The organism is Erwinia sp. SLM-02 (assembly GCF_037450285.1).
In the GTDB taxonomy this organism is placed as follows: domain Bacteria; phylum Pseudomonadota; class Gammaproteobacteria; order Enterobacterales; family Enterobacteriaceae; genus Erwinia.
Genome location: NZ_JAQISN010000002.1, coordinates 510,534 through 529,879, shown reverse-complemented (window position 1 = coordinate 529,879; position 19,346 = coordinate 510,534). Strand labels below are relative to the sequence as shown.

Genomic DNA, 19,346 nt, shown 5'->3' with positions numbered 1-19,346 from the left:
TATGCCCATTCAGGTGCTACCACCGCAGCTTGCTAACCAGATTGCCGCTGGCGAAGTGGTAGAACGCCCGGCCTCCGTGGTGAAAGAGCTGGTGGAAAACAGCCTGGATGCGGGAGCCACACGGATTGAGATCGACATCGAAAAGGGCGGGGCAAAGCTGATTCGCATTCGTGATAACGGCTGCGGCATCGTCAAAGACGAACTGGCGATGGCCCTTGCCCGCCATGCGACCAGCAAAATCACCACGCTGGACGATCTTGAAGCGATTATTAGCCTGGGCTTTCGCGGCGAGGCGCTGGCCAGCATCAGCTCGGTTTCCCGCCTGATGCTGACCTCCCGCACCGAGAACCAGAGCGAAGCCTGGCAGGCTTACGCCGAAGGGCGCGATCAGGCTGTTACGGTGAAGCCGGCGGCGCACCCGGTTGGCACAACGCTGGAAGTGCTCGATCTCTTCTATAACACGCCCGCCCGCCGCAAATTTATGCGTACCGAAAAGACCGAGTTTACCCATATTGATGAAGTCGTGCGGCGGATTGCGCTGGCGCGTTTTGATGTGGCGATTAGCCTCAGCCATAACGGCAAGCTGGTACGTCAGTACCGCGGCGTAACCGATGATACCCAACGTGAACGCCGGCTCGGTGCCATTTGTGGGACCGCGTTTATCAGCCACGCGCTGGCTATTGAGTGGCAGCATGGTGAACTGGCGCTGCGCGGCTGGGTTGCCGATCCCGCCGGTTCAAAGGTGCTGGGTGAGCTGCAATATTGCTATGTTAACGGGCGCATGATGCGTGACCGGCTGATTAATCACGCGATTCGCCAGGCCTATCAGGATAAACTGGGCGATCTGCACCAGCCCGCCTACGTGCTTTATCTTGAAATCGATCCGCATCAGGTTGATGTCAACGTTCACCCGGCCAAGCATGAGGTACGTTTCCATCAGTCGCGGCTGGTACACGATTTTATTTATCAGGGCGTGGTCAGCGTGCTGCAGGAAACCGGCATGGAAACGCTGCCGGACATGGAACCGGGCGCTCCCGCGGAGCGCTGGCAGCCTGAGAACCGCCAGGCGGCAGGCGGAAATCATTTCTCCACGCCTGCGCCATCGGGTGCAGACGATTCTGCTGGAGCTGGACCGGCAGGGGAATTTCGTCCTGGCCCCACAGCAACAGAGGTTCCTCGTTCATCCGGCGGTTCATCATTCTCTCCAGTTGATTCCCGTCGCGCCTCTAACGGGTCGTCCTCAGAACATACGCCAGGTAGCCTGGCGGCAGCCATGTTCCCGCACCGGCGGCAGGAACCGGTTTATCAAAAACGTGAGGGGGCGGCTTACCAGCAGCTGATGACTACGCCGCCGCCGCGATGCAGCGAGCCCGCTCTGCCAGTGCCGGAAAAAAGCCCGGTGCAGCCGGTAGTAGAGCCTCCGCTCAGCGGCCACGCGCACAGTTTTGGCCGCGTGCTGACGGTAGTGCAGCAGCATTATGCGCTGGTTGAAAGTGCAGAACGCCTGTCGCTGATTGCCCTCGCCGTCGCAGAGCGCTGGTTGAAGCAGGCGCAGCTGGAGCCGGGTGATGACGCGCTCAAACCGCAGCCGTTGTTGATCCCGGTGCGGCTCAAGCTCGATAAAGCCGAGCGAGAGGCGATGAACGCCTCGGCGGCGTTGATAAATCAGCTGGGTATTGAACTGCTTGCGGAGGGGCAGCATGTGATGCTGCGCGCGGTGCCTTTACCATTACGCCAACAAAATTTACAAAACTTGATTCCAGAACTGTTAGGCTATTTGGCCCGGCAGCAGGATGTTTCAGCCAGTCAGATTGCGCAGTGGTTAGCGCGTCAGTCGGTGTCTGAACATCAGCACTGGAATCACTCGCAGGCGATTGCCCTGCTGGCAGAGGTCGAACGACTTTGTCCGCAGTTAGTGAAATCGCCACCTTCTGGATTATTGCAGACCATCGATATTAATACGGCGATGAACGCCCTGAAGTATGAGTGAACAATCCACGGCTGGCCTGCCTAAGGCAATATTTTTGATGGGGCCAACGGCCTCCGGTAAAACCGCGCTGGCGATTGCCCTGCGCCAGGCGCTGCCGGTAGAGCTGATTAGCGTAGATTCCGCACTTATTTATCGCGGAATGGATATCGGCACCGCCAAGCCTTCTGCGGAAGAGCTGGCATTGGCGCCTCATCGTTTGCTGGACATCCGCGATCCCGCTGAAAGCTATTCAGCGGCAGAGTTTCGTCGCGATGCGCTGGCTGAAATGGCGGAAATTACCCAACGTGGGAATATTCCGTTGCTTGTTGGTGGCACCATGCTTTATTACAAGGCGTTACTCGAAGGATTATCCCCGTTGCCCGCGGCCGATCCTGAAGTGCGCCAGCGTATAGAGCAGATGGCGAGTGAGAAGGGCTGGGAAGCACTTCATCGCCAGTTATGTGACGTTGATCCCGTTGCTGGACGTCGTATTCATCCGAATGATCCCCAGAGACTTTCGCGAGCACTGGAAGTTTTTTTTATTTCGGGTAAAACTTTAACGGAACTGACAAAAACGTCTGGAGATGCGCTGCCGTATGATGTTCACCAGTTTGCTATCGCACCCGCGAGTCGTGAACTGATCCATCAGAGAATAGAGTTGCGTTTTCAACAGATGCTGGCGTCAGGATTTGAAGCGGAGGCTCGGGCGCTCTTTGCACGAGGTGATTTGCATACGGATATGCCTTCCATTCGTTGTGTTGGTTATCGCCAGATGTGGTCATTTTTGTCCGGTGAAATTGATTACGATGAAATGGTTTATCGGGGAATTTGCGCAACCCGGCAGTTAGCTAAACGTCAGATAACCTGGCTACGCGGTTGGAAAGATGTGCACTGGCTTGACAGTGCGCAGCCCGACGAAGCCTGTGCCAGGGTGTTACACGTTCTTAGTGCGAAGCCTGGGTGATTGTGTACAATTGGTGCGTTATCGTGCGCAAATTTTTTACGTCGTATTTCGAATCGCAAGGTTCATAAGTTACAAACAACAAGCATATAAGGAAAAGATAGAATGGCTAAGGGGCAATCATTGCAAGATCCGTTCTTGAACGCACTGCGTCGTGAACGTGTTCCGGTTTCGATTTATTTGGTAAATGGCATCAAACTTCAGGGCCAGATCGAGTCGTTTGATCAGTTTGTAATTCTTTTGAAGAACACGGTTAGCCAGATGGTGTATAAGCACGCGATCTCGACCGTTGTACCGTCCCGTCCGGTTTCCCACCACAGCAATAATGCGGGTGGCGGTAGCAGTAACTATCATCACGGTGGAAGCAACCAGGGGGCATCTTCACAGCCTCAACAAGACAGTGATGACGCCGAATAACTAGCGTCGCTGTCCATCCATGGCGGGGAATCGTTCCCCGTCCTGGCAACGCTTTAATCTGTTTTTCTCATCTCGCTTTGGGCGGGATGATGTTGTTTAGAAATACCGTATATTGAGCTGGGCGCGCCATGTTTAAGCTGATTTTGATGCAGTATGGCCATCGGGTAGCAGGTTCAACCAGGTTCTGAGAGGTTTAAGTTTGTTTGACCGTTATGATGCCGGTGAGCAGGCCGTACTGGTACACATCTATTTTTCGCAAGACAAAGATATGGAAGATCTGCAGGAGTTTGAAACTCTGGTGTCTTCCGCTGGCGTAGAAGCGCTCCGTGTCGTAACCGGCAGTCGCAAAGCGCCACATCCCAAATATTTTGTCGGTGAAGGAAAAGCTGTAGAAATTGCCGAAGCGGTAAAAGAGAGCGGGGCTTCCGTGGTGCTTTTTGACCATTCGCTGAGCCCGGCGCAGGAGCGTAATCTTGAGGCGCTCTGCGAATGCCGAGTTATTGACCGTACCGGGTTAATTCTGGATATCTTCGCGCAGCGTGCCCGAACCCATGAAGGTAAATTGCAGGTAGAACTGGCGCAGCTGCGTCATCTTGCGACCCGTCTTGTACGCGGCTGGACGCACCTTGAGCGCCAGAAAGGCGGTATCGGTTTGCGTGGCCCGGGTGAAACCCAGCTCGAAACCGACCGTCGGTTATTAAGAAACCGTATTACGCTCATTCTTTCCCGTCTTGAGCGCGTTGAGAAGCAGCGCGAACAGGGCAGGCAGGCGCGTAACAAAGCCGATGTGCCGACCGTATCACTGGTGGGTTACACCAACGCCGGTAAGTCTTCCCTGTTTAACCGCTTAACGTCTGCTGATGTCTATGCGGCAGACCAGCTGTTTGCCACGCTCGACCCGACACTGCGCCGGGTGAACGTTGCCGACGTGGGTGAGGTGGTACTGGCCGATACGGTGGGGTTTATCCGCCATCTGCCTCATGACCTGGTTGCCGCGTTTAAAGCCACGCTGCAGGAAACCCGTCAGGCGGCCCTGCTGCTGCACGTTATTGATGCCGCCGATGTGCGTCTTGAAGAAAACATCGAGGCGGTCAACGTGGTGCTGGAGGAGATTGAATCCGATGAGATCCCCAGCCTGCTGGTGATGAACAAGATTGATATGCTGGAAGATTTCGTTCCGCGTATCGATCGTGATGAAGAAAACCTGCCGATCCGCGTCTGGTTGTCCGCACAAACCGGTGAGGGGATCCCGCTACTGTTTCAGGCGCTGACCGAGCGCCTGGCCGGTGAAATTGCGCAGTATGATTTGCGTTTGCCGCCGGAAGCGGGGCGGCTGCGCAGTCGTTTTTACCAGCTTCAGGCGATAGAAAAAGAGTGGAATGAGGATGATGGTAGCGTAGGTTTAGAGATACGCATGCCGATCGTTGACTGGCGACGCCTGTGTAAACAGGAACCGGAGCTGGTGAATTACATTGTTTGACTGATTTTGCCTGACACGCGTATCCCGGCTTGGGGTACCACCGCACACACAATTAATGGAGCATAAACATGGCGTGGAATCAGCCCGGAAATAACGGACAGGACCGCGACCCGTGGGGAAGCAGCAATAATCAAGGCGGCAACTCTGGGGGAAATAAGGGAGGACGTGATAAAGGTCCTCCTGATTTGGATGATATCTTCCGTAAGCTGAGCAATAAGCTTGGTGGTCTGGGCGGTGGCAAAAAAGGTGGCGATGGCGGCAACGGAAACGATCAGCGTCGCTCAGGGAACTCCGGGCGTCTGGTCGGTATTGCTGCCGCGGCGGTGGTGATCATCTGGGCGGGTAGCGGTTTCTATACCATCAAAGAAGCCGAGCGTGGCGTAGTGACCCGCTTTGGCAAGTTCAGCCATCTGGTTGAGCCGGGCCTGAACTGGAAGCCAACCTTCATCGATCAGGTGCGTGCGGTCAACGTTGAGGCCGTCCGTGAGCTTTCCGCCTCCGGCACCATGCTGACGTCTGATGAAAACGTTGTGCGCGTTGAAATGAACGTGCAGTACCGTATCACCAACCCGGAACGTTACCTGTTCTCGGTCACCAGCGCGGATGACAGTCTGCGTCAGGCAACCGACAGCGCGCTGCGCGGCGTGATTGGCCGTTCAACCATGGACCGCATTCTGACCGAAGGCCGTACCGTGGTGCGTAGCGACACCCAGCGTGAGCTGGAAGAAACCATCCGCCCTTACGATATGGGGATCACGCTGCTGGACGTCAACTTCCAGACCGCGCGTCCGCCGGAAGAAGTGAAGGCCGCATTTGACGATGCGATTGCCGCCCGCGAAAACCGCGAGCAGAAAGTGCGTGAGGCGGAAGCCTATGCCAACGGCGAAATCCCGGTAGCGCGCGGTAAGGCGCAGGAAACGCTGGAAAGAGCCCGTGCCTACAAAGCGCGGATCACGCTGGAAGCGCAGGGTGAAGTCGACAGCTTTGCACGTATTCTGCCGGAGTATAAAGCCGCTCCGCAGATTACCCGTGAACGTCTGTATATCGAAACCATGGAGCGCGTACTGGGCCATACCCGTAAAGTGCTGGTGAATGACAAAGGCAACAGCCTGATGGTTCTGCCACTGGATCAGCTAATGCGTGGCCAGACAGGCAGCGCGGCGGCAAGCAGCGGAGACAGCACCAGTTTGATGCGTATGCCTCCTGCCAGCACCGGTAGCGAACGCGCCAGCAGCAGTACGTCGTTCAGCCCGGACGACATCATGGATCAGCGCCGGGTGAACTCCCAGCGTAACGATACCCAGCGCGAAGGGAGAGAGTAATCGATGCGTAAGCCATTAATCGTACTATTGATTGTTGTGCTGGTGGTGCTGTACGCGTCACTGTTTGTTGTACAGGAAGGCCAGCGCGGCATTGTAATGCGCTTTGGTAAAGTTCTGCGTGATGATGAGAACAAGCCGCTGGTCTATGCGCCAGGCCTGCACTTTAAGATCCCATTCCTGGAATCAATGAAGCCGCTTGATGCCCGTATCCAGACCATGGATAACCAGGCCGATCGCTTCGTGACCAAAGAGAAGAAAGATCTGATCGTTGATTCCTATATCAAATGGCGTATCAGCGATTTCAGCCGCTACTACCTCGCTACCGGCGGTGGTGATGTCTCCCAGGCTGAAGTCCTGCTGAAACGTAAGTTCAGTGACCGTCTGCGTTCTGAGATTGGTCGCCTGGACGTTAAAGATATCGTTACCGACTCGCGTGGCCGTCTGACGACCGACGTGCGTGATGCGCTGAATACCGGCAGCGCCGGTCAGGATGATGAAGTTGCCACACCGGCAGCGGATGATGCGATTGCTTCGGTCGCGGCGCGCGTTGAGCGTGAAACGTCGAGCAAAGAACCGTCGATCAACCCGAACAGCATGGCTGCGCTGGGTATTCAGGTGGTGGATGTGCGCATTAAGCAGATCAACCTGCCTACCGAAGTGTCTGACGCCATCTTCGCGCGTATGCGTGCAGAGCGTGAATCCGTCGCCCGCAGCCAGCGTGCGCAGGGTGATGAAGAAGCCGCAAAAGTCACCGCACAGGCTGACTATGAAGTGGCCTTCATCGGTGCTCAGGCAGAACGCCAGGCGCGTATCACCCGCGGTGAAGGGGATGCAGAAGCGGCGAAACTGTTTGCTGATGCATTCAGTCAGGATCCCGATTTCTACGCGTTTATGCGTAGCCTGCGTGCCTATGAAAACAGCTTCAAGAGCAATCAGGATGTGATGGTGCTCAGCCCGGATAGCGACTTCTTCCGCTTTATGAAGAATCCGTCTACCACGACGCGCTGATAATCTGTTATAACTGCGAAAGGCCGGAATTTCCGGCCTTTTTTTATGGCCGGAATTTGTCCGGCTGGGCTGGCAGAACAGTGACGAGATCGACGAAGATGAATGCAATTGTGTGGATGGCGGTGGGCCTGGTGTTAGTGTTTGAGGGCCTGGGTCCGATGCTGTGGCCGGGCGTCTGGCGACGGATGATTCTGTCCATGGCGCAGCTGCCGGATGCATTATTACGCCGGGTCGGCGGTGGGCTGGTGGTGGCGGGTGTTGTGATCTACTACATGGTCAGCGTGCGGAACGGTGGCTGAATTCGCAGCGGCCTGTGATATTCGCCCTGTAATAACGATCGTCGAGAAAAAAGTGCGCAATCGTATGCTAAAAGAGCTGAAAGACTAAAATGACGATGGTAGAATCCATTTTTAAGCAATCGGTGATTTTGAGAAATGGGTAAGAACGTCGTCGTACTGGGCACCCAATGGGGTGACGAAGGTAAAGGTAAGATTGTTGACCTCCTGACGGAACGTGCTAAATACGTAGTGCGCTATCAGGGCGGCCATAACGCTGGCCATACGCTAGTCATCAACGGTGAAAAAACCGTCCTCCACTTAATTCCATCTGGCATCCTGCGTGAAAACGTCACCAGCATCATCGGTAACGGTGTTGTGCTGTCTCCGGCTGCCCTGATGAAAGAGATGAAAGGTCTGGAAGATCGCGGCTTCCCGGTACGCGAACGTCTGTTCATTTCTGAAGCCTGCCCGCTGATTCTGGAATACCACGTTGCTCTGGACGTTGCGCGCGAAAAAGCACGCGGCGCGAAAGCGATTGGTACCACCGGTCGCGGTATTGGCCCGGCTTACGAAGATAAAGTCGCGCGTCGCGGCCTGCGCGTTGGCGACCTGTTCAACAAAGAAACCTTCGCAGCCAAACTGAAAGAAGTGATGGAATACCATAACTTCCAGCTGGTGAACTACTACAAAGCCGACGCGGTTGACTACGATAAAGTTCTGGCGGATACCCTGGCGATTGCCGATATCCTGACCGGAATGGTGGTTGACGTGTCTGAACTGCTGGACGGCGCGCGCAAGCGTGGCGACCTGATCATGTTCGAAGGCGCACAGGGTACGCTGCTGGATATCGACCACGGTACCTATCCGTACGTAACCTCGTCTAACACCACCGCAGGTGGCGTAGCAACGGGTTCAGGTATTGGTCCGCGCTATGTCGACTACGTGCTGGGTATCGTAAAAGCCTACTCCACTCGCGTGGGTGCTGGTCCGTTCCCAACCGAACTGTTCGACGAAACCGGTGAGTTCCTGTGCGAGAAAGGCAACGAGTTCGGTGCAACCACCGGCCGTCGTCGTCGTACCGGCTGGCTGGATGCGGTTGCCGTGCGTCGCGCCGTGCAGATCAACTCCCTTTCTGGCTTCTGCATGACCAAACTGGACGTGCTGGATGGCCTGAAAGAAGTGAAAATCTGTGTGGCCTACCGCATGCCGGACGGCAGCGAAGTGACCACCACTCCGCTGGCAGCAGAAAACTGGGAAGGTATCGAGCCAATCTACGAAACCCTGCCAGGCTGGAGCGAAACGACCTTCGGCGTGAAAACGCGTGATGGTCTGCCGCAGGCAGCGCTTGACTACATCAAGCGCGTTGAAGAAGTGACCGGCGTGCCGATTGATATTATTTCAACCGGTCCGGACCGTAGTGAAACTATGATTCTGCGCGACCCGTTTGACGCATAATTGTACTTCAGGCCGGGCACTGCCCGGCCAAATCCTTTCCCGCACTGGATTCCTGCCGTTCCCGTCAGTTCTGTTCACCCATGCCGCCTGCTTAAATAAAATCGCCCCTTTACGGTGGCTGGTTTATTATCATTGCTAACAAAGTCCATTCTTAAGCGGATGACAGCTTCAACACGAGGTTTTGCCTTGAGGTTACTGTGCAGCTAACCAGTTTTACCGATTACGGTTTACGTGCTCTGATCTATCTTGCCTCTCTGCCAGAGGGCCAGATGACCAGCATCACCGAAGTGACCGACACGTATGGCGTGTCCCGTAATCATATGGTCAAAATTATCAATCAACTTAGCCGTGCCGGTTATATCGCGGCGATGCGCGGTAAAAATGGCGGAATTCGCCTGGGCAGACCGGCAGATGAGATTGTGATTGGTCAGGTAGTCCGTGATATGGAACCGCTTCAGCTGGTGAACTGCCACAGCGATTTCTGCCATATCACCTCTGCCTGCCGCCTGAAAAAGGCGCTGCATGATGCAGTCCAGAGCTTCCTGCGGGAACTGGACAATTACACCCTGGCTGACCTGGTGGAAGATAACCATCCGCTTTACAAAATTTTGCTGACCGACCCTGTGTCGCTCAGCAGCTGACAACGGAGGAACCTCGATGTCAAAAGATCCCTTTCAGGAAAGAGAAGCTGAAAAGTACGAAAACCCTATTCCCAGCCGTGAGTTTATTCTCGCTCACCTGGACAAACGCGAAAAGCCTGCCAGCCGTGAAGAGCTGGCGGTAGAGCTATCCATCAACGGTGAAGAGCAGATCGAAGCGCTGCGCCGCCGCCTGCGCGCGATGGAGCGCGACGGGCAGCTGGTCTTCACCCGCCGCCAGTGCTACGCGCTGCCGGAACGCCTCGATCTGTTAAAAGGCAAAGTTATTGGCCATCGCGATGGCTTCGGCTTCCTGCGCATTGAAGGCAGCAAGGACGATCTGTACCTCTCTGCCGAGCAGATGAAGATGTGCATGCACGGCGATATCATTCTCGCCCAGGCCATGGGGGCCGATCGCCGTGGCCGCCGTGAAGTGCGCGTTGTACGCGTGGTTGAACCGCGCAGCGCACAGATTGTCGGTCGCTACTTCACCGATGCCGGCGTCGGCTTCGTTGTTCCCGACGACAGCCGCCTGAGCTTCGACATTCTGATCCCTGCCGAAGAGCTGATGGGCGCCAAAATGGGCTTTGTGGTGGTGGTGGAGCTGACCCAGCGCCCGACCCGCCGTACAAAAGCCATTGGTAAAATCGTCGAGGTGCTTGGCGATAATATGGGCACCAGCCTGGCCGTTGAAATGGCGCTGCGCACCCACGACATTCCGCACGTCTGGCCGCCGGAGCTGGAAAAACAGATCGCGCATCTGAGTGAAGAAGTCCCGGAAGAGGCGAAAAAAGGCCGTGTGGATCTGCGCGATCTGCCGCTGGTCACCATCGACGGTGAAGACGCCCGCGACTTCGATGATGCCGTATTCTGTGAGCGTAAGCGCGGCGGCGGCTGGCGTCTGTGGGTAGCCATTGCCGACGTCAGCTACTACGTCCGCCCCGGCACGCCGCTGGATGCCGAAGCCATCAACCGTGGCACCTCGGTTTACTTCCCGTCGCAGGTGGTACCGATGCTGCCGGAAGTGCTGTCTAACGGCCTGTGTTCACTGAACCCGGAAGTGGATCGTCTCTGCATGGTGTGTGAGATGACCGTGTCCTCCACCGGTAAACTGACCGGCTACAAGCACTATGAAGCGGTCATGAACTCGTTTGCCCGCCTGACCTATAACAAGGTGTGGAACATTCTGCAGGGCGATCAGGAACTGCGCGAGCAGTATCAGCCGCTGGTCAAAGACCTCGAAGAGCTGCACCGCATGTATCTGGCGCTGGAAAAATCCCGTGAGCAGCGCGGCGGCATCTCGTTTGAAACGGAAGAAGCGAAGTTCATCTTCAACGCCGAACGCCGTATCGATCGTATTGAGCAGGTTTCCCGCAACGATGCGCACAAGCTGATCGAAGAGTGCATGATCCTTGCCAACATCGCCTCGGCGCGCTTCGTTGAGAAAAACAACGAGCCTGCGCTGTTCCGCGATCACGATCGCCCAAGCGATGACAGCATCAAGAGCTTCCGTTCGGTGCTGAACGAGCTGGGTCTGACGCTGCCGGGTGGCAACAGGCCGCAACCGCTGGACTACGCCGAGCTGCTGAGCCAGATCGCCGGCCGTCCCGATCATGAAATGCTGCAAACTATGCTGCTGCGTTCCATGAAGCAGGCGGTTTACGATCCGGAAAACCGCGGGCACTTCGGCCTGGCGCTGGCTTCCTATGCGCACTTTACCTCGCCGATCCGTCGTTACCCGGATCTGCTGCTGCACCGTGCCATTAAGTATCTGCTGGCGAAAGAGAACAACACGCTGCAGGGGAATACCACGCCAACCGGTGGCTTCCACTACGATTTGCAGCAGATGCTGCAGTTTGGTCAGCACTGTTCGATGACCGAGCGCCGCGCTGATGAAGCGACGCGCGACGTTGCCGACTGGCTGAAGTGCGACTTCATGCACGATCAGGTGGGTGAAACCTTCAGCGGTGTGATTTCCAGCGTGACCGGCTTTGGCTTCTTCGTGCGCCTGGACGATCTGTTTATCGACGGTCTGGTGCACGTGTCGACGCTGGACAACGACTACTACCGCTTCGATGCCGTCGGCCAGCGGCTGATCGGCGAATCCGGCGGCCGCACCTACCGCCTGGGCGACTCGGTGGAAGTGCGCGTCGATGCCGTGCATATGGACGAGCGTAAGATCGATTTCGCGCTGATCTCCAGCCAGCGTAAACCGCGTGGCGAAGGCAAAACCGAGCGCGATCGTGAAAAACGCGGCGCGGCTAAAAACAGCGGTAATCGCCGTCGCGCACCGCGCCCGGGCAGCAAAAACTTCGAGCCGGACAGCGATTTCCGCAAAGCGGGTGAGTCGAAAAGCGCTCAGCCGGCAAAAAATGAGAAAAAGCCGCGCAGGCCGTCGGATAAAACCCGTAAAATCGCCGCCGCCACTAAAGCGAAACGCGCAGGGAAAAAATCCGACCGCGACTAACCGAGCGGTGGAAATACACTGTAGCAGGGGGGCGAGCGCTGACGCGTTTGCCCCTTTCAACTGAATGATGACCTTTGAGTAACTGAACCATGAGTGAAATTGTTTTTGGTATCCACGCCGTGCAGGCGCTGCTGGACAGCGACCCGCAGCGTTTCCAGGAAGTCTTTATCCAGAAAGGGCGCGACGATCGCCGCTTACAGACGCTGGTGAAAGCGCTGGAGGCGCAGGGCGTGGTGATTCAGGTGGCGAACAAGCAGATGCTGGACAGCAAATCTGAGGGTGCGGTGCATCAGGGCATTATTGCCCGCATTAAACCGGGCCGCCAGTATCAGGAAGGGGATCTGCCCGACCTGCTGGAGAGCCTGGAAAGCCCGTTCTTCCTGATCCTCGACGGCGTGACCGATCCGCATAACCTTGGTGCCTGCCTGCGCAGCGCCGACGCCGCCGGCGTGCATGCGGTTATCGTACCGAAAGACCGCTCCGCAGCCCTGAACGCGACCGCGAAGAAAGTCGCCAGCGGTGCCGCCGAGCACGTGCCGCTGATCCGCGTAACCAACCTGGCACGCACCATGCGCCAGCTGCAGGAATCCAACGTATGGATCGTCGGTACCGCCGGTGAAGCCGACCACGACCTGTACCAGAGCAAAATGACCGGCCCGATGGCGCTGGTGATGGGTGCAGAAGGCGAGGGCATGCGCCGCCTGACGCGTGAGCACTGCGACGAGCTGATCAGCATTCCGATGGCGGGCAGCGTGTCCTCACTGAACGTCTCCGTGGCGACCGGTATCTGCCTGTTTGAAGCGGTACGCCAGCGTAGCGTGAAGTAAATTGTCCGGGGCGTGACCTGCGCCCCAGCATTCTCCTCCACCCGTTTTATCCTGTTGTCTGGACCGTTTCAAACAGGATGCCGTGATGGACTGGAAAACCCATACTGTCTTCAATCAACCCGCCCCCCTGAATAACAGCAATCTGTTTCTTTCCGATATTCCGCTGCGCGACGCCGTGCTGCGCCATGGCGCTGGCTGGGACGCTGAACGTCTGGCTTCCGTCGGTCAGCAGCTGGGCAGCGCGGAATCGCTTGAGCTGGGGAGGCTGGCAAACCGTAATCCGCCGGAGCTGCTGCGCTATGATGCCGCCGGGGAAAGGCTGGACGATGTCCGCTTTCATCCGGCGTGGCATCTGCTGATGCAGGGGCTGTGCGCTAACCGGGTACACAACCTGCCGTGGCAGCCTGACGCGCCTGAGCACGCCTTCGTAGCGCGCGCCGCCCGCTTTATTCTGCATGCGCAGGTCGAGGCCGGAACGCTGTGCCCGGTCACCATGACCTTCGGTGCCATTCCGCTGCTGCAGCGCTATCTGCCCGCGCAGTTTCACGCATGGCTGCCGGGCCTGCTCTCCGATCGCTACGATGCGCACCTGCAGCCGGGTGAACATAAGCGCGGGCTGCTGATCGGCATGGGAATGACCGAAAAGCAGGGCGGAACCGACGTGCTGAGCAATACCACCCGTGCTGAACCCGTCGCGCGTCGCGGCCCCGGGGAAAGCTACCGGCTGGTCGGGCATAAATGGTTTTTCTCGGTGCCGCAAAGCGATGCCCATCTGGTGCTGGCGCAGACCTCCGCCGGCCTGTCGTGCTTTTTCCTGCCGCGATTGCTGCCGGACGGCACGCGCAATGGCGTGCAGATCGAGCGCCTGAAAGACAAGCTCGGCAACCGCTCCAACGCCAGTAGCGAAGTGGAGTTCCGGGACGCTCTCGGCTGGCTGATTGGCGACGAGGGGGAAGGGGTGCGGCAAATCCTGAAAATGGGCGGTTACACCCGCTTCGACTGTGCGCTGGGCAGCCACGGACAGATGCGACGCGCATTTTCGGTGGCCCTGTATCATGCCCATCAGCGGCAGGTGCAGGGAAAAAAACTGGTGGATCAACCGCTGATGCGGCAGGTACTGGCCTCACAGGCGCTGATGCTGGAAGGACAAACGGCGCTGCTGATGCGCCTTGCGCGCGCCTGGTCAGATACCAAAGAGGAAACCGAACGCGGTTACAGCCGCCTGCTGACCCCGGCCGCGAAGTATATCGTCTGCCAGCGCGGCATCCCTTTTGTCGCGGAAGCCATGGAGGTGCTCGGCGGGATTGGCTACTGCGAGGACAGCGAGCTGCCCCGACTGTACCGCGAGATGCCGGTTAACAGTATCTGGGAAGGGTCCGGCAATGTGATGTGCCTGGACGTGCTGCGGGTGTTACGTAAGCATCCTGCGCTCCGCGACCGACTGGAGGCGCAGTTTGCCGAAGTGAAAGGGGTTAATCGCCACGTTGACCAGCAGTGGCGTCAGCTCAGATTAATGCTGCGCCAGCCGGATGAAGCGCGGGCGCGGAGCCTCGTTGAGCGGCTGTTTGCGCTGGCGAGCGCAGAGCAGGTGCTGCGCCATCTGGAGCCGCCGCTGGCGGATGCCTGGTGCCGTCAGCATCTCGACCCACGGGGTGATGCGGCGATCCCCGATGCGGTCTGCCAGCGCCTGTTACTGCGCGCCAGCGGCGTGGGCTGATGGCCCGTAGAAGATAGCCGAGGCGTACCACATGCCCGGCGCCACCGTTTCGCTCACCAGCTGGATCAGGTAGTAGCTGGCCCCGCTGGCGTTGGCTTTTTCCGCCAGCGCCCGTTCGGCATCGTCCGGGGAGCCGCGCACCGTGACGCTGGCCGTACCGAGCCGGGTCAGATGGGTGGTTTGGGCGCGGACGATCTCCTGGGCGTGCTCCGCTGGCGGCGGCGGTGGCTGGGGCGTGGTTTTCAGCGCGCAGCAGGCGCTCAGCAGCAGGACAACGGATAACACGATTATCGGACGCATCTTCAGCTCTCTTTGATGGCGGTGGCATGAGTTTACGCCATTCCCCGGTGGAGGGTGATCATTTCCCCTGAAAATGCCCGCGTCGGGTAGCCGGGATCCTGCCCTGGCACTGGCCGCCGCCGCGGCTTTTCACATGATTTTATCGCCGCGGCGGCGGCCACCTCTTTTTTCTCTGCGCGATCGATCTTTACCTTGTGTTTCCTACCCCTCGCCAGTATGATTACGCGTCAATTTTTCAGCCGCATTCTCAAGTTGTAGCCTGCTAATCGTTGGTTACGGCTTATAACGTTCCTTGCTTCCATGGGCCGCGGTTGACCCCGACAGGAGGCTGAATAATCCGTAAGGAGCAAATTCGATGCGTCATTACGAAATCGTATTTATGGTTCACCCTGACCAGAGCGAACAGGTTCCTGGCATGATCGAGCGCTACTCTGCCACCATCACTGGTGCAGAAGGTACGATCCACCGCCTGGAAGACTGGGGCCGTCGTCAGCTGGCTTACCCGATCAACAAACTGCACAAAGCTCACTACGTTCTGCTGAACGTTGAAGCTCCGCAGGAAGCGATCGATGAGCTGGAAACTAACTTCCGCTTCAACGACGCCGTTATCCGCAGCATGGTTATGCGCGTTAAGCACGCGGTAACTGAAGCATCTCCGATGGTTAAAGCGAAAGACGAACGTCGTGGCGATCGCCGCGAAGACTTCGCTAACGAAACCGCAGATGATGCTGATGCTGGGGATTCTGAAGAGTAATTTCTATGACGGCTAACCGTCTGACGCTGTCTGGCACCGTGTGCAAGACGCCGATGCGAAAAGTCAGCCCGTCAGGAATTCCACACTGCCAGTTCGTGCTTGAGCATCGATCACAGCAGGTGGAAGCCGGTTTTACCCGGCAAGCCTGGTGCCGTATGCCGGTGATTATCAGCGGCAAAGCCCATCAGGCCATTACTCAAAGTATAACGGTCGGCACGCAGGTCACGGTTCAGGGGTTTATTTGCAGCCATCAAGGGCGCAATGGCCTGAACAAACTCGTACTGCATGCCGAGCAGATTGAATTGATAGATTCTGGAGACTAGCCAAATGGCACGTTATTTCCGTCGTCGCAAGTTCTGCCGTTTCACCGCGGAAGGCGTTCAAGAGATCGATTATAAAGATATCGCAACGCTGAAAAACTACATCACTGAAAGCGGCAAGATCGTACCAAGCCGTATCACCGGTACTCGTGCAAAATACCAGCGTCAGCTGGCTCGTGCTATCAAGCGCGCGCGTTACCTGTCCCTGCTGCCGTACACCGATCGTCATCAGTAACGGCAACTGTCTATTAACGACTTTAAGAGGATAAGGTAATGCAAGTTATTCTGCTTGATAAAGTAGCAAACCTGGGCACCCTGGGCGACCAGGTAAACGTTAAAGCGGGCTACGCTCGTAACTTCCTGGTACCACAGGGCAAAGCTGTTCCTGCTACCAAGAAAAACGTTGAGTTCTTCGAAGCACGCCGTGCAGAACTGGAAGCCAAACTGGCTGACGTTCTGTCTGCTGCTAACGCTCGCGCTGAGAAAATCAACGCACTGGGCACCGTTACCATCGCGTCTAAAGCAGGCGACGAAGGTAAACTGTTCGGTTCCATCGGTACCCGCGACATCGCTGACGCTGTAACTGCAGCTGGCGTTGAAGTGGCTAAGAGCGAAGTTCGTCTGCCGAACGGCGTTCTGCGCACCACCGGTGAGCACGAAGTGGACTTCCAGGTTCACAGCGAAGTATTCGCGAAACTGATCGTGAATGTAGTTGCTGAAGCTTAATCGCTTTTAGCAATTAAAAAACGCCGGCCTCGTGCCGGCGTTTTTTTTTCGGTAAACTTCCTGAAATTCGGGAGCCTTCATGCCCAATCCAGGCTATTTCTCAAAGTCTTTGTGCAACCTGGCCAGAACGTTAAAGATTGGCTCACCGGCTTTGTGTGGAATCTTCAGTCGGGTAAAGACTTTTTTCCAGTCCGCCAGCGCGGCCAGGGTTTGCTCGATATACTCTTCGGCCTTTAGGTACTTGTAGTCTTTACAAATTTCGATAATCCGCTTTCTGGATGGCTTACCGGGAGTGCGGCCGCCGAAGCCAGTAGTGTGCTCACCCATGGCGTTGGCGAACGTCACATCGTAGGCAGGAGCAAACGTCCAGGTCTCCTTCCCATCAGGCTTTTCAGGGGCATGGCAGAGGAAGGCAAAATTCTTGGCGTGATCGTCGTGGTTATGACACAGGGCGTTGAAGATCATTAGCCGGGCCATTTTTTCGACTTCTGCGGAACTGTTGGTGATTGCATTGGTAAGCTTAAGCAGGTTTGGGTAGTCGATAGACGACAAAGCTCGGTAGTTCGCGTACATAAGAGCAGACACGGTTATCATATGGATTTTGCGGTCACCTTCCCGGTCGAACCGCTTTGTCGCGAAAAAGTTCTCGATTTATCGATCTGGCATCTGGAGATTTAAGATCATCGACTCAGCCATCGTCACTCCGGCAGCCCTTGCCATTTCAGCATAGGCAAACTCAATGCCACCTGTCTCTGGGGGGTCATGCAACGCTCTGAACTTGACGATCCAGTGTGCGTAGCCATCCGGAAGTGTTCCAAATGCCGAAGTTGCCCGTCCGCCGTCAGCGGACAGAGCGACAATCGCTTTAGGACGAGCACCGCCTGGTGAACCACCGGCAAGCCGTAGATTTTGGAGCACGGTCTGTGTCTCGCCTTCCTGGACCTGGATAGCGCCTTCATAGAGTGCACAGATATCAACTGGCCCGAGCATCTCTGTTTGTTCAGACTTCGGATGATACTCAAATGCTCCCATGGCCCTGTCGCCCATGTAGGCCAGACGATCCAGAGCAGTGACCGTGAGGTGGGTACCATCACCGAAAGTGCTGCTGAAAAACCTGTCCATCAGCAACATACCCCAGCCATCAGGCAGAGAATCAGCGAACGGGCCATGAAGCCCATCAAAGAGAGTGGGATCGGCGACTAGCTGTGGTTTCTCGTTCCATATCATCGTCAAAGGCGAAAGGTTGTAACCCGCCGCAAGCCAATCTGGATCATAGGCAAAGTAGATCCCTTTACCTTCTGCCTTAACGAGTTCACCGACTTTAGTGCTGTTGCTAAGTACGGTGAGTGCTGTGGTGTGCTTAAACCCTTTTTTCATCAGCGCATTCCCCGCTTGCGTTTGGCATTTTTAAGTTCATCCATGGAATGCGGATGATCGGGCCTGAAGAGTTTGGTCATGGCAGCACGCTCATCGAGAGCGGTAGCAAGGAGAATCAGGGCTTCGAGTGTGACTATCCCCGTCGTCTCAAATCTCTTAATGGTGCTTTCAGACACACCCGATTTTTCAGCAAGAGTCCTGCGGGAGAGGTTTTTCGAGAGACGAAGTGTTTTCGCGTTCTCACCAATACTCCGGGCGATATCCGCTGGTGAATGGAGTAAATGCATGAAAGACATGGCTGGCCTCAATATGTTTATTAATGGCTATATATAGACAGTTATAGCATTAAAACAACATTAATTGGTCACATAAGAACATTTTAAAGGCGTGCATGCTAAAGAATAAAATAAAAGTGAAATGGGGAATATGGCAAAAAACACTAAAAATGAATACGGGGTCTTCTGCATACGGAGCGGTTGAAGGTGGGGAACCTTCAACACTTGCCCGATATTTGTTTTCTTTACTTAATGCATATCCATGCACGTTAAGCGCAGACAGCTTCAGTCCTAACGTGCGCGAATAAAGGATCCGTCCGCCTGGCGGGTAAACAGGATCTCTCCGCTGGCTGATTCCAGCGTCAGCCCCGTCACCACACCGGCGGCATTCTGCCGAATTCTCACTTTCTGCCCGGCGTTTAACGTGCTGAGCGGCTTATCGCTGCCCTCAACCTGCGCCATGGCGAAAACATCGTTCACCGGCAGATTATTGTCACGAAAAAGCTGGGCCAGCGTCTGACCGGAAGCGATAGTGTAATTGTGCCACTGCCCGCGAGAATCCCCCTGCGAGTTGTCCTGTGGGAAGTCGTCGGCGATGGTGGCCTGCAGCGGCACTTCCGTGCCTTCAGAACCGCTTTGCAGCGGTGTAACCGGCACCCGCTGCGGGGAAGGCGTTGGCCACAGGAAGGCCAGCAGGATCACCACGACGGCGGCGATAATACCGCGGCGATGGGGTGCAGGAAGGGGATCCATCCAGCGCATCCCGTCCGGCAGATGCCAGATATGGCTGAGCCACGCGGGGGCGCGTGAAACCTTAGATGCGTTTGGCATAGCTTCCTCCTTTCGACGCACGCCGCGCGCCATCAGTGAGATTCTGGCCATCCAGCTTTTCCATGCGAAAGAGAAACGTGGCTGGCTTTTCCTGCGCCGGCGGGCAATCTGGCCCATTAATACCTCTGAGTACACTGTAGCTGAACCGGTTACCGGTAGGATGAAAAAAATCCGCAATCAGGACAAACGTGGTCTGTTTTTATTCGGGCAACAGGCAAGACACA

19 protein-coding genes and 1 pseudogene are annotated in these 19,346 nt (G+C 56.4%); 16 read left to right on the top strand and 4 right to left on the bottom strand.

Features of this window, described 5'->3' with window-relative positions:
• The first annotated feature begins 1 nt into the window (after position 1).
• The 12 genes from mutL (at position 2) to PGH32_RS15590 (ending at position 14,539) form a co-directional block, all read left to right on the top strand.
• Complete coding sequence (gene mutL / locus PGH32_RS15645; RefSeq protein WP_337894501.1) at positions 2-1,990, top strand: DNA mismatch repair endonuclease MutL; 1,989 nt, start codon at positions 2-4, stop codon at positions 1,988-1,990.
• The gene (miaA, locus tag PGH32_RS15640) at positions 1,983-2,933 is read left to right on the top strand and encodes a tRNA (adenosine(37)-N6)-dimethylallyltransferase MiaA (protein WP_314417643.1); all 951 of its coding nucleotides are present in this window, start codon (positions 1,983-1,985) and stop codon (positions 2,931-2,933) included. Before mutL ends, miaA begins: the two co-directional genes overlap by 8 nt.
• 102 nt (positions 2,934-3,035) lie before the next feature.
• The gene (hfq, locus tag PGH32_RS15635) at positions 3,036-3,347 is read left to right on the top strand and encodes an RNA chaperone Hfq (RefSeq protein WP_337894500.1); all 312 of its coding nucleotides are present in this window, start codon (positions 3,036-3,038) and stop codon (positions 3,345-3,347) included.
• Positions 3,348-3,546: 199 nt separating this feature from the next.
• Positions 3,547-4,827: a ribosome rescue GTPase HflX gene (gene hflX / locus PGH32_RS15630; RefSeq protein ID WP_314417646.1), complete on the top strand. Its 1,281-nt coding sequence runs from the start codon at positions 3,547-3,549 to the stop codon at positions 4,825-4,827.
• 68 nt (positions 4,828-4,895) lie between these two features.
• Positions 4,896-6,149, top strand: a complete 1,254-nt coding sequence (gene hflK, locus PGH32_RS15625; protein WP_314417648.1) for an FtsH protease activity modulator HflK — start codon at positions 4,896-4,898, stop codon at positions 6,147-6,149.
• Between the two features lie 3 nt (positions 6,150-6,152).
• Positions 6,153-7,157, top strand: coding sequence for a protease modulator HflC (hflC, locus tag PGH32_RS15620; protein ID WP_314417650.1), 1,005 nt, complete (start codon positions 6,153-6,155; stop codon positions 7,155-7,157).
• 98 nt (positions 7,158-7,255) lie between these two features.
• Positions 7,256-7,456, top strand: coding sequence for a DUF2065 domain-containing protein (locus PGH32_RS15615; protein ID WP_337894499.1), 201 nt, complete (start codon positions 7,256-7,258; stop codon positions 7,454-7,456).
• A 135-nt stretch (positions 7,457-7,591) separates the two neighbouring features.
• Positions 7,592-8,890: an adenylosuccinate synthase gene (locus tag PGH32_RS15610; protein WP_314417655.1), complete on the top strand. Its 1,299-nt coding sequence runs from the start codon at positions 7,592-7,594 to the stop codon at positions 8,888-8,890.
• A gap of 197 nt (positions 8,891-9,087) precedes the next feature.
• The gene (gene nsrR, locus PGH32_RS15605) at positions 9,088-9,531 is read left to right on the top strand and encodes a nitric oxide-sensing transcriptional repressor NsrR (protein WP_314417657.1); all 444 of its coding nucleotides are present in this window, start codon (positions 9,088-9,090) and stop codon (positions 9,529-9,531) included.
• Positions 9,532-9,547: 16 nt separating this feature from the next.
• The gene (gene rnr / locus PGH32_RS15600; RefSeq protein ID WP_314417659.1) at positions 9,548-11,995 is read left to right on the top strand and encodes a ribonuclease R; all 2,448 of its coding nucleotides are present in this window, start codon (positions 9,548-9,550) and stop codon (positions 11,993-11,995) included.
• An 89-nt stretch (positions 11,996-12,084) separates the two neighbouring features.
• Positions 12,085-12,822, top strand: a complete 738-nt coding sequence (rlmB, locus tag PGH32_RS15595) for a 23S rRNA (guanosine(2251)-2'-O)-methyltransferase RlmB (RefSeq protein WP_105592080.1) — start codon at positions 12,085-12,087, stop codon at positions 12,820-12,822.
• An 85-nt stretch (positions 12,823-12,907) separates the two neighbouring features.
• The gene (locus tag PGH32_RS15590; RefSeq protein WP_337894497.1) at positions 12,908-14,539 is read left to right on the top strand and encodes an isovaleryl-CoA dehydrogenase; all 1,632 of its coding nucleotides are present in this window, start codon (positions 12,908-12,910) and stop codon (positions 14,537-14,539) included.
• On the opposite strand, the gene bsmA is transcribed toward PGH32_RS15590, so the two are convergent.
• A complete protein-coding gene (bsmA, locus tag PGH32_RS15585; RefSeq protein ID WP_337894495.1) occupies positions 14,513-14,839 on the bottom strand; it encodes a biofilm peroxide resistance protein BsmA in 327 nt (108 codons plus the stop codon). The two genes, PGH32_RS15590 and bsmA, sit on opposite strands and share 27 nt — an antisense overlap.
• Positions 14,840-15,194: 355 nt before the next feature.
• Between bsmA and rpsF the strand changes: the two genes are divergently transcribed.
• Genes rpsF through rplI form a run of 4 tightly spaced genes read left to right on the top strand, consistent with a single transcriptional unit; the run spans position 15,195 to position 16,639 of the window.
• Positions 15,195-15,593, top strand: coding sequence for a 30S ribosomal protein S6 (gene rpsF, locus PGH32_RS15580; RefSeq protein WP_314417666.1), 399 nt, complete (start codon positions 15,195-15,197; stop codon positions 15,591-15,593).
• 5 nt (positions 15,594-15,598) lie between these two features.
• A complete protein-coding gene (gene priB / locus PGH32_RS15575; RefSeq protein WP_123331634.1) occupies positions 15,599-15,916 on the top strand; it encodes a primosomal replication protein N in 318 nt (105 codons plus the stop codon).
• A 4-nt stretch (positions 15,917-15,920) separates the two neighbouring features.
• On the top strand, positions 15,921-16,148 hold the full coding sequence (gene rpsR / locus PGH32_RS15570) for a 30S ribosomal protein S18 (protein ID WP_000135199.1): 228 nt from the start codon (positions 15,921-15,923) through the stop codon (positions 16,146-16,148).
• 38 nt (positions 16,149-16,186) lie between these two features.
• Entirely contained in the window at positions 16,187-16,639 is a 453-nt protein-coding gene (gene rplI, locus PGH32_RS15565) for a 50S ribosomal protein L9 (RefSeq protein WP_105592076.1), read from the top strand.
• A gap of 93 nt (positions 16,640-16,732) precedes the next feature.
• Here the strand turns inward: rplI and PGH32_RS15560 are convergent.
• From PGH32_RS15560 to PGH32_RS15550, 3 genes and pseudogenes are all read right to left on the bottom strand, one after another.
• A pseudogene (locus tag PGH32_RS15560) lies at positions 16,733-18,016 on the bottom strand (type II toxin-antitoxin system HipA family toxin).
• Complete coding sequence (locus PGH32_RS15555; protein ID WP_337894493.1) at positions 18,016-18,312, bottom strand: helix-turn-helix domain-containing protein; 297 nt, start codon at positions 18,310-18,312, stop codon at positions 18,016-18,018. The pseudogene PGH32_RS15560 and the gene PGH32_RS15555 overlap by 1 nt, the downstream one beginning before the upstream one ends.
• Before the next feature lie 270 nt (positions 18,313-18,582).
• Entirely contained in the window at positions 18,583-19,122 is a 540-nt protein-coding gene (locus tag PGH32_RS15550; protein WP_314417685.1) for an OapA family protein, read from the bottom strand.
• Positions 19,123-19,346: the final 224 nt, after the last annotated feature.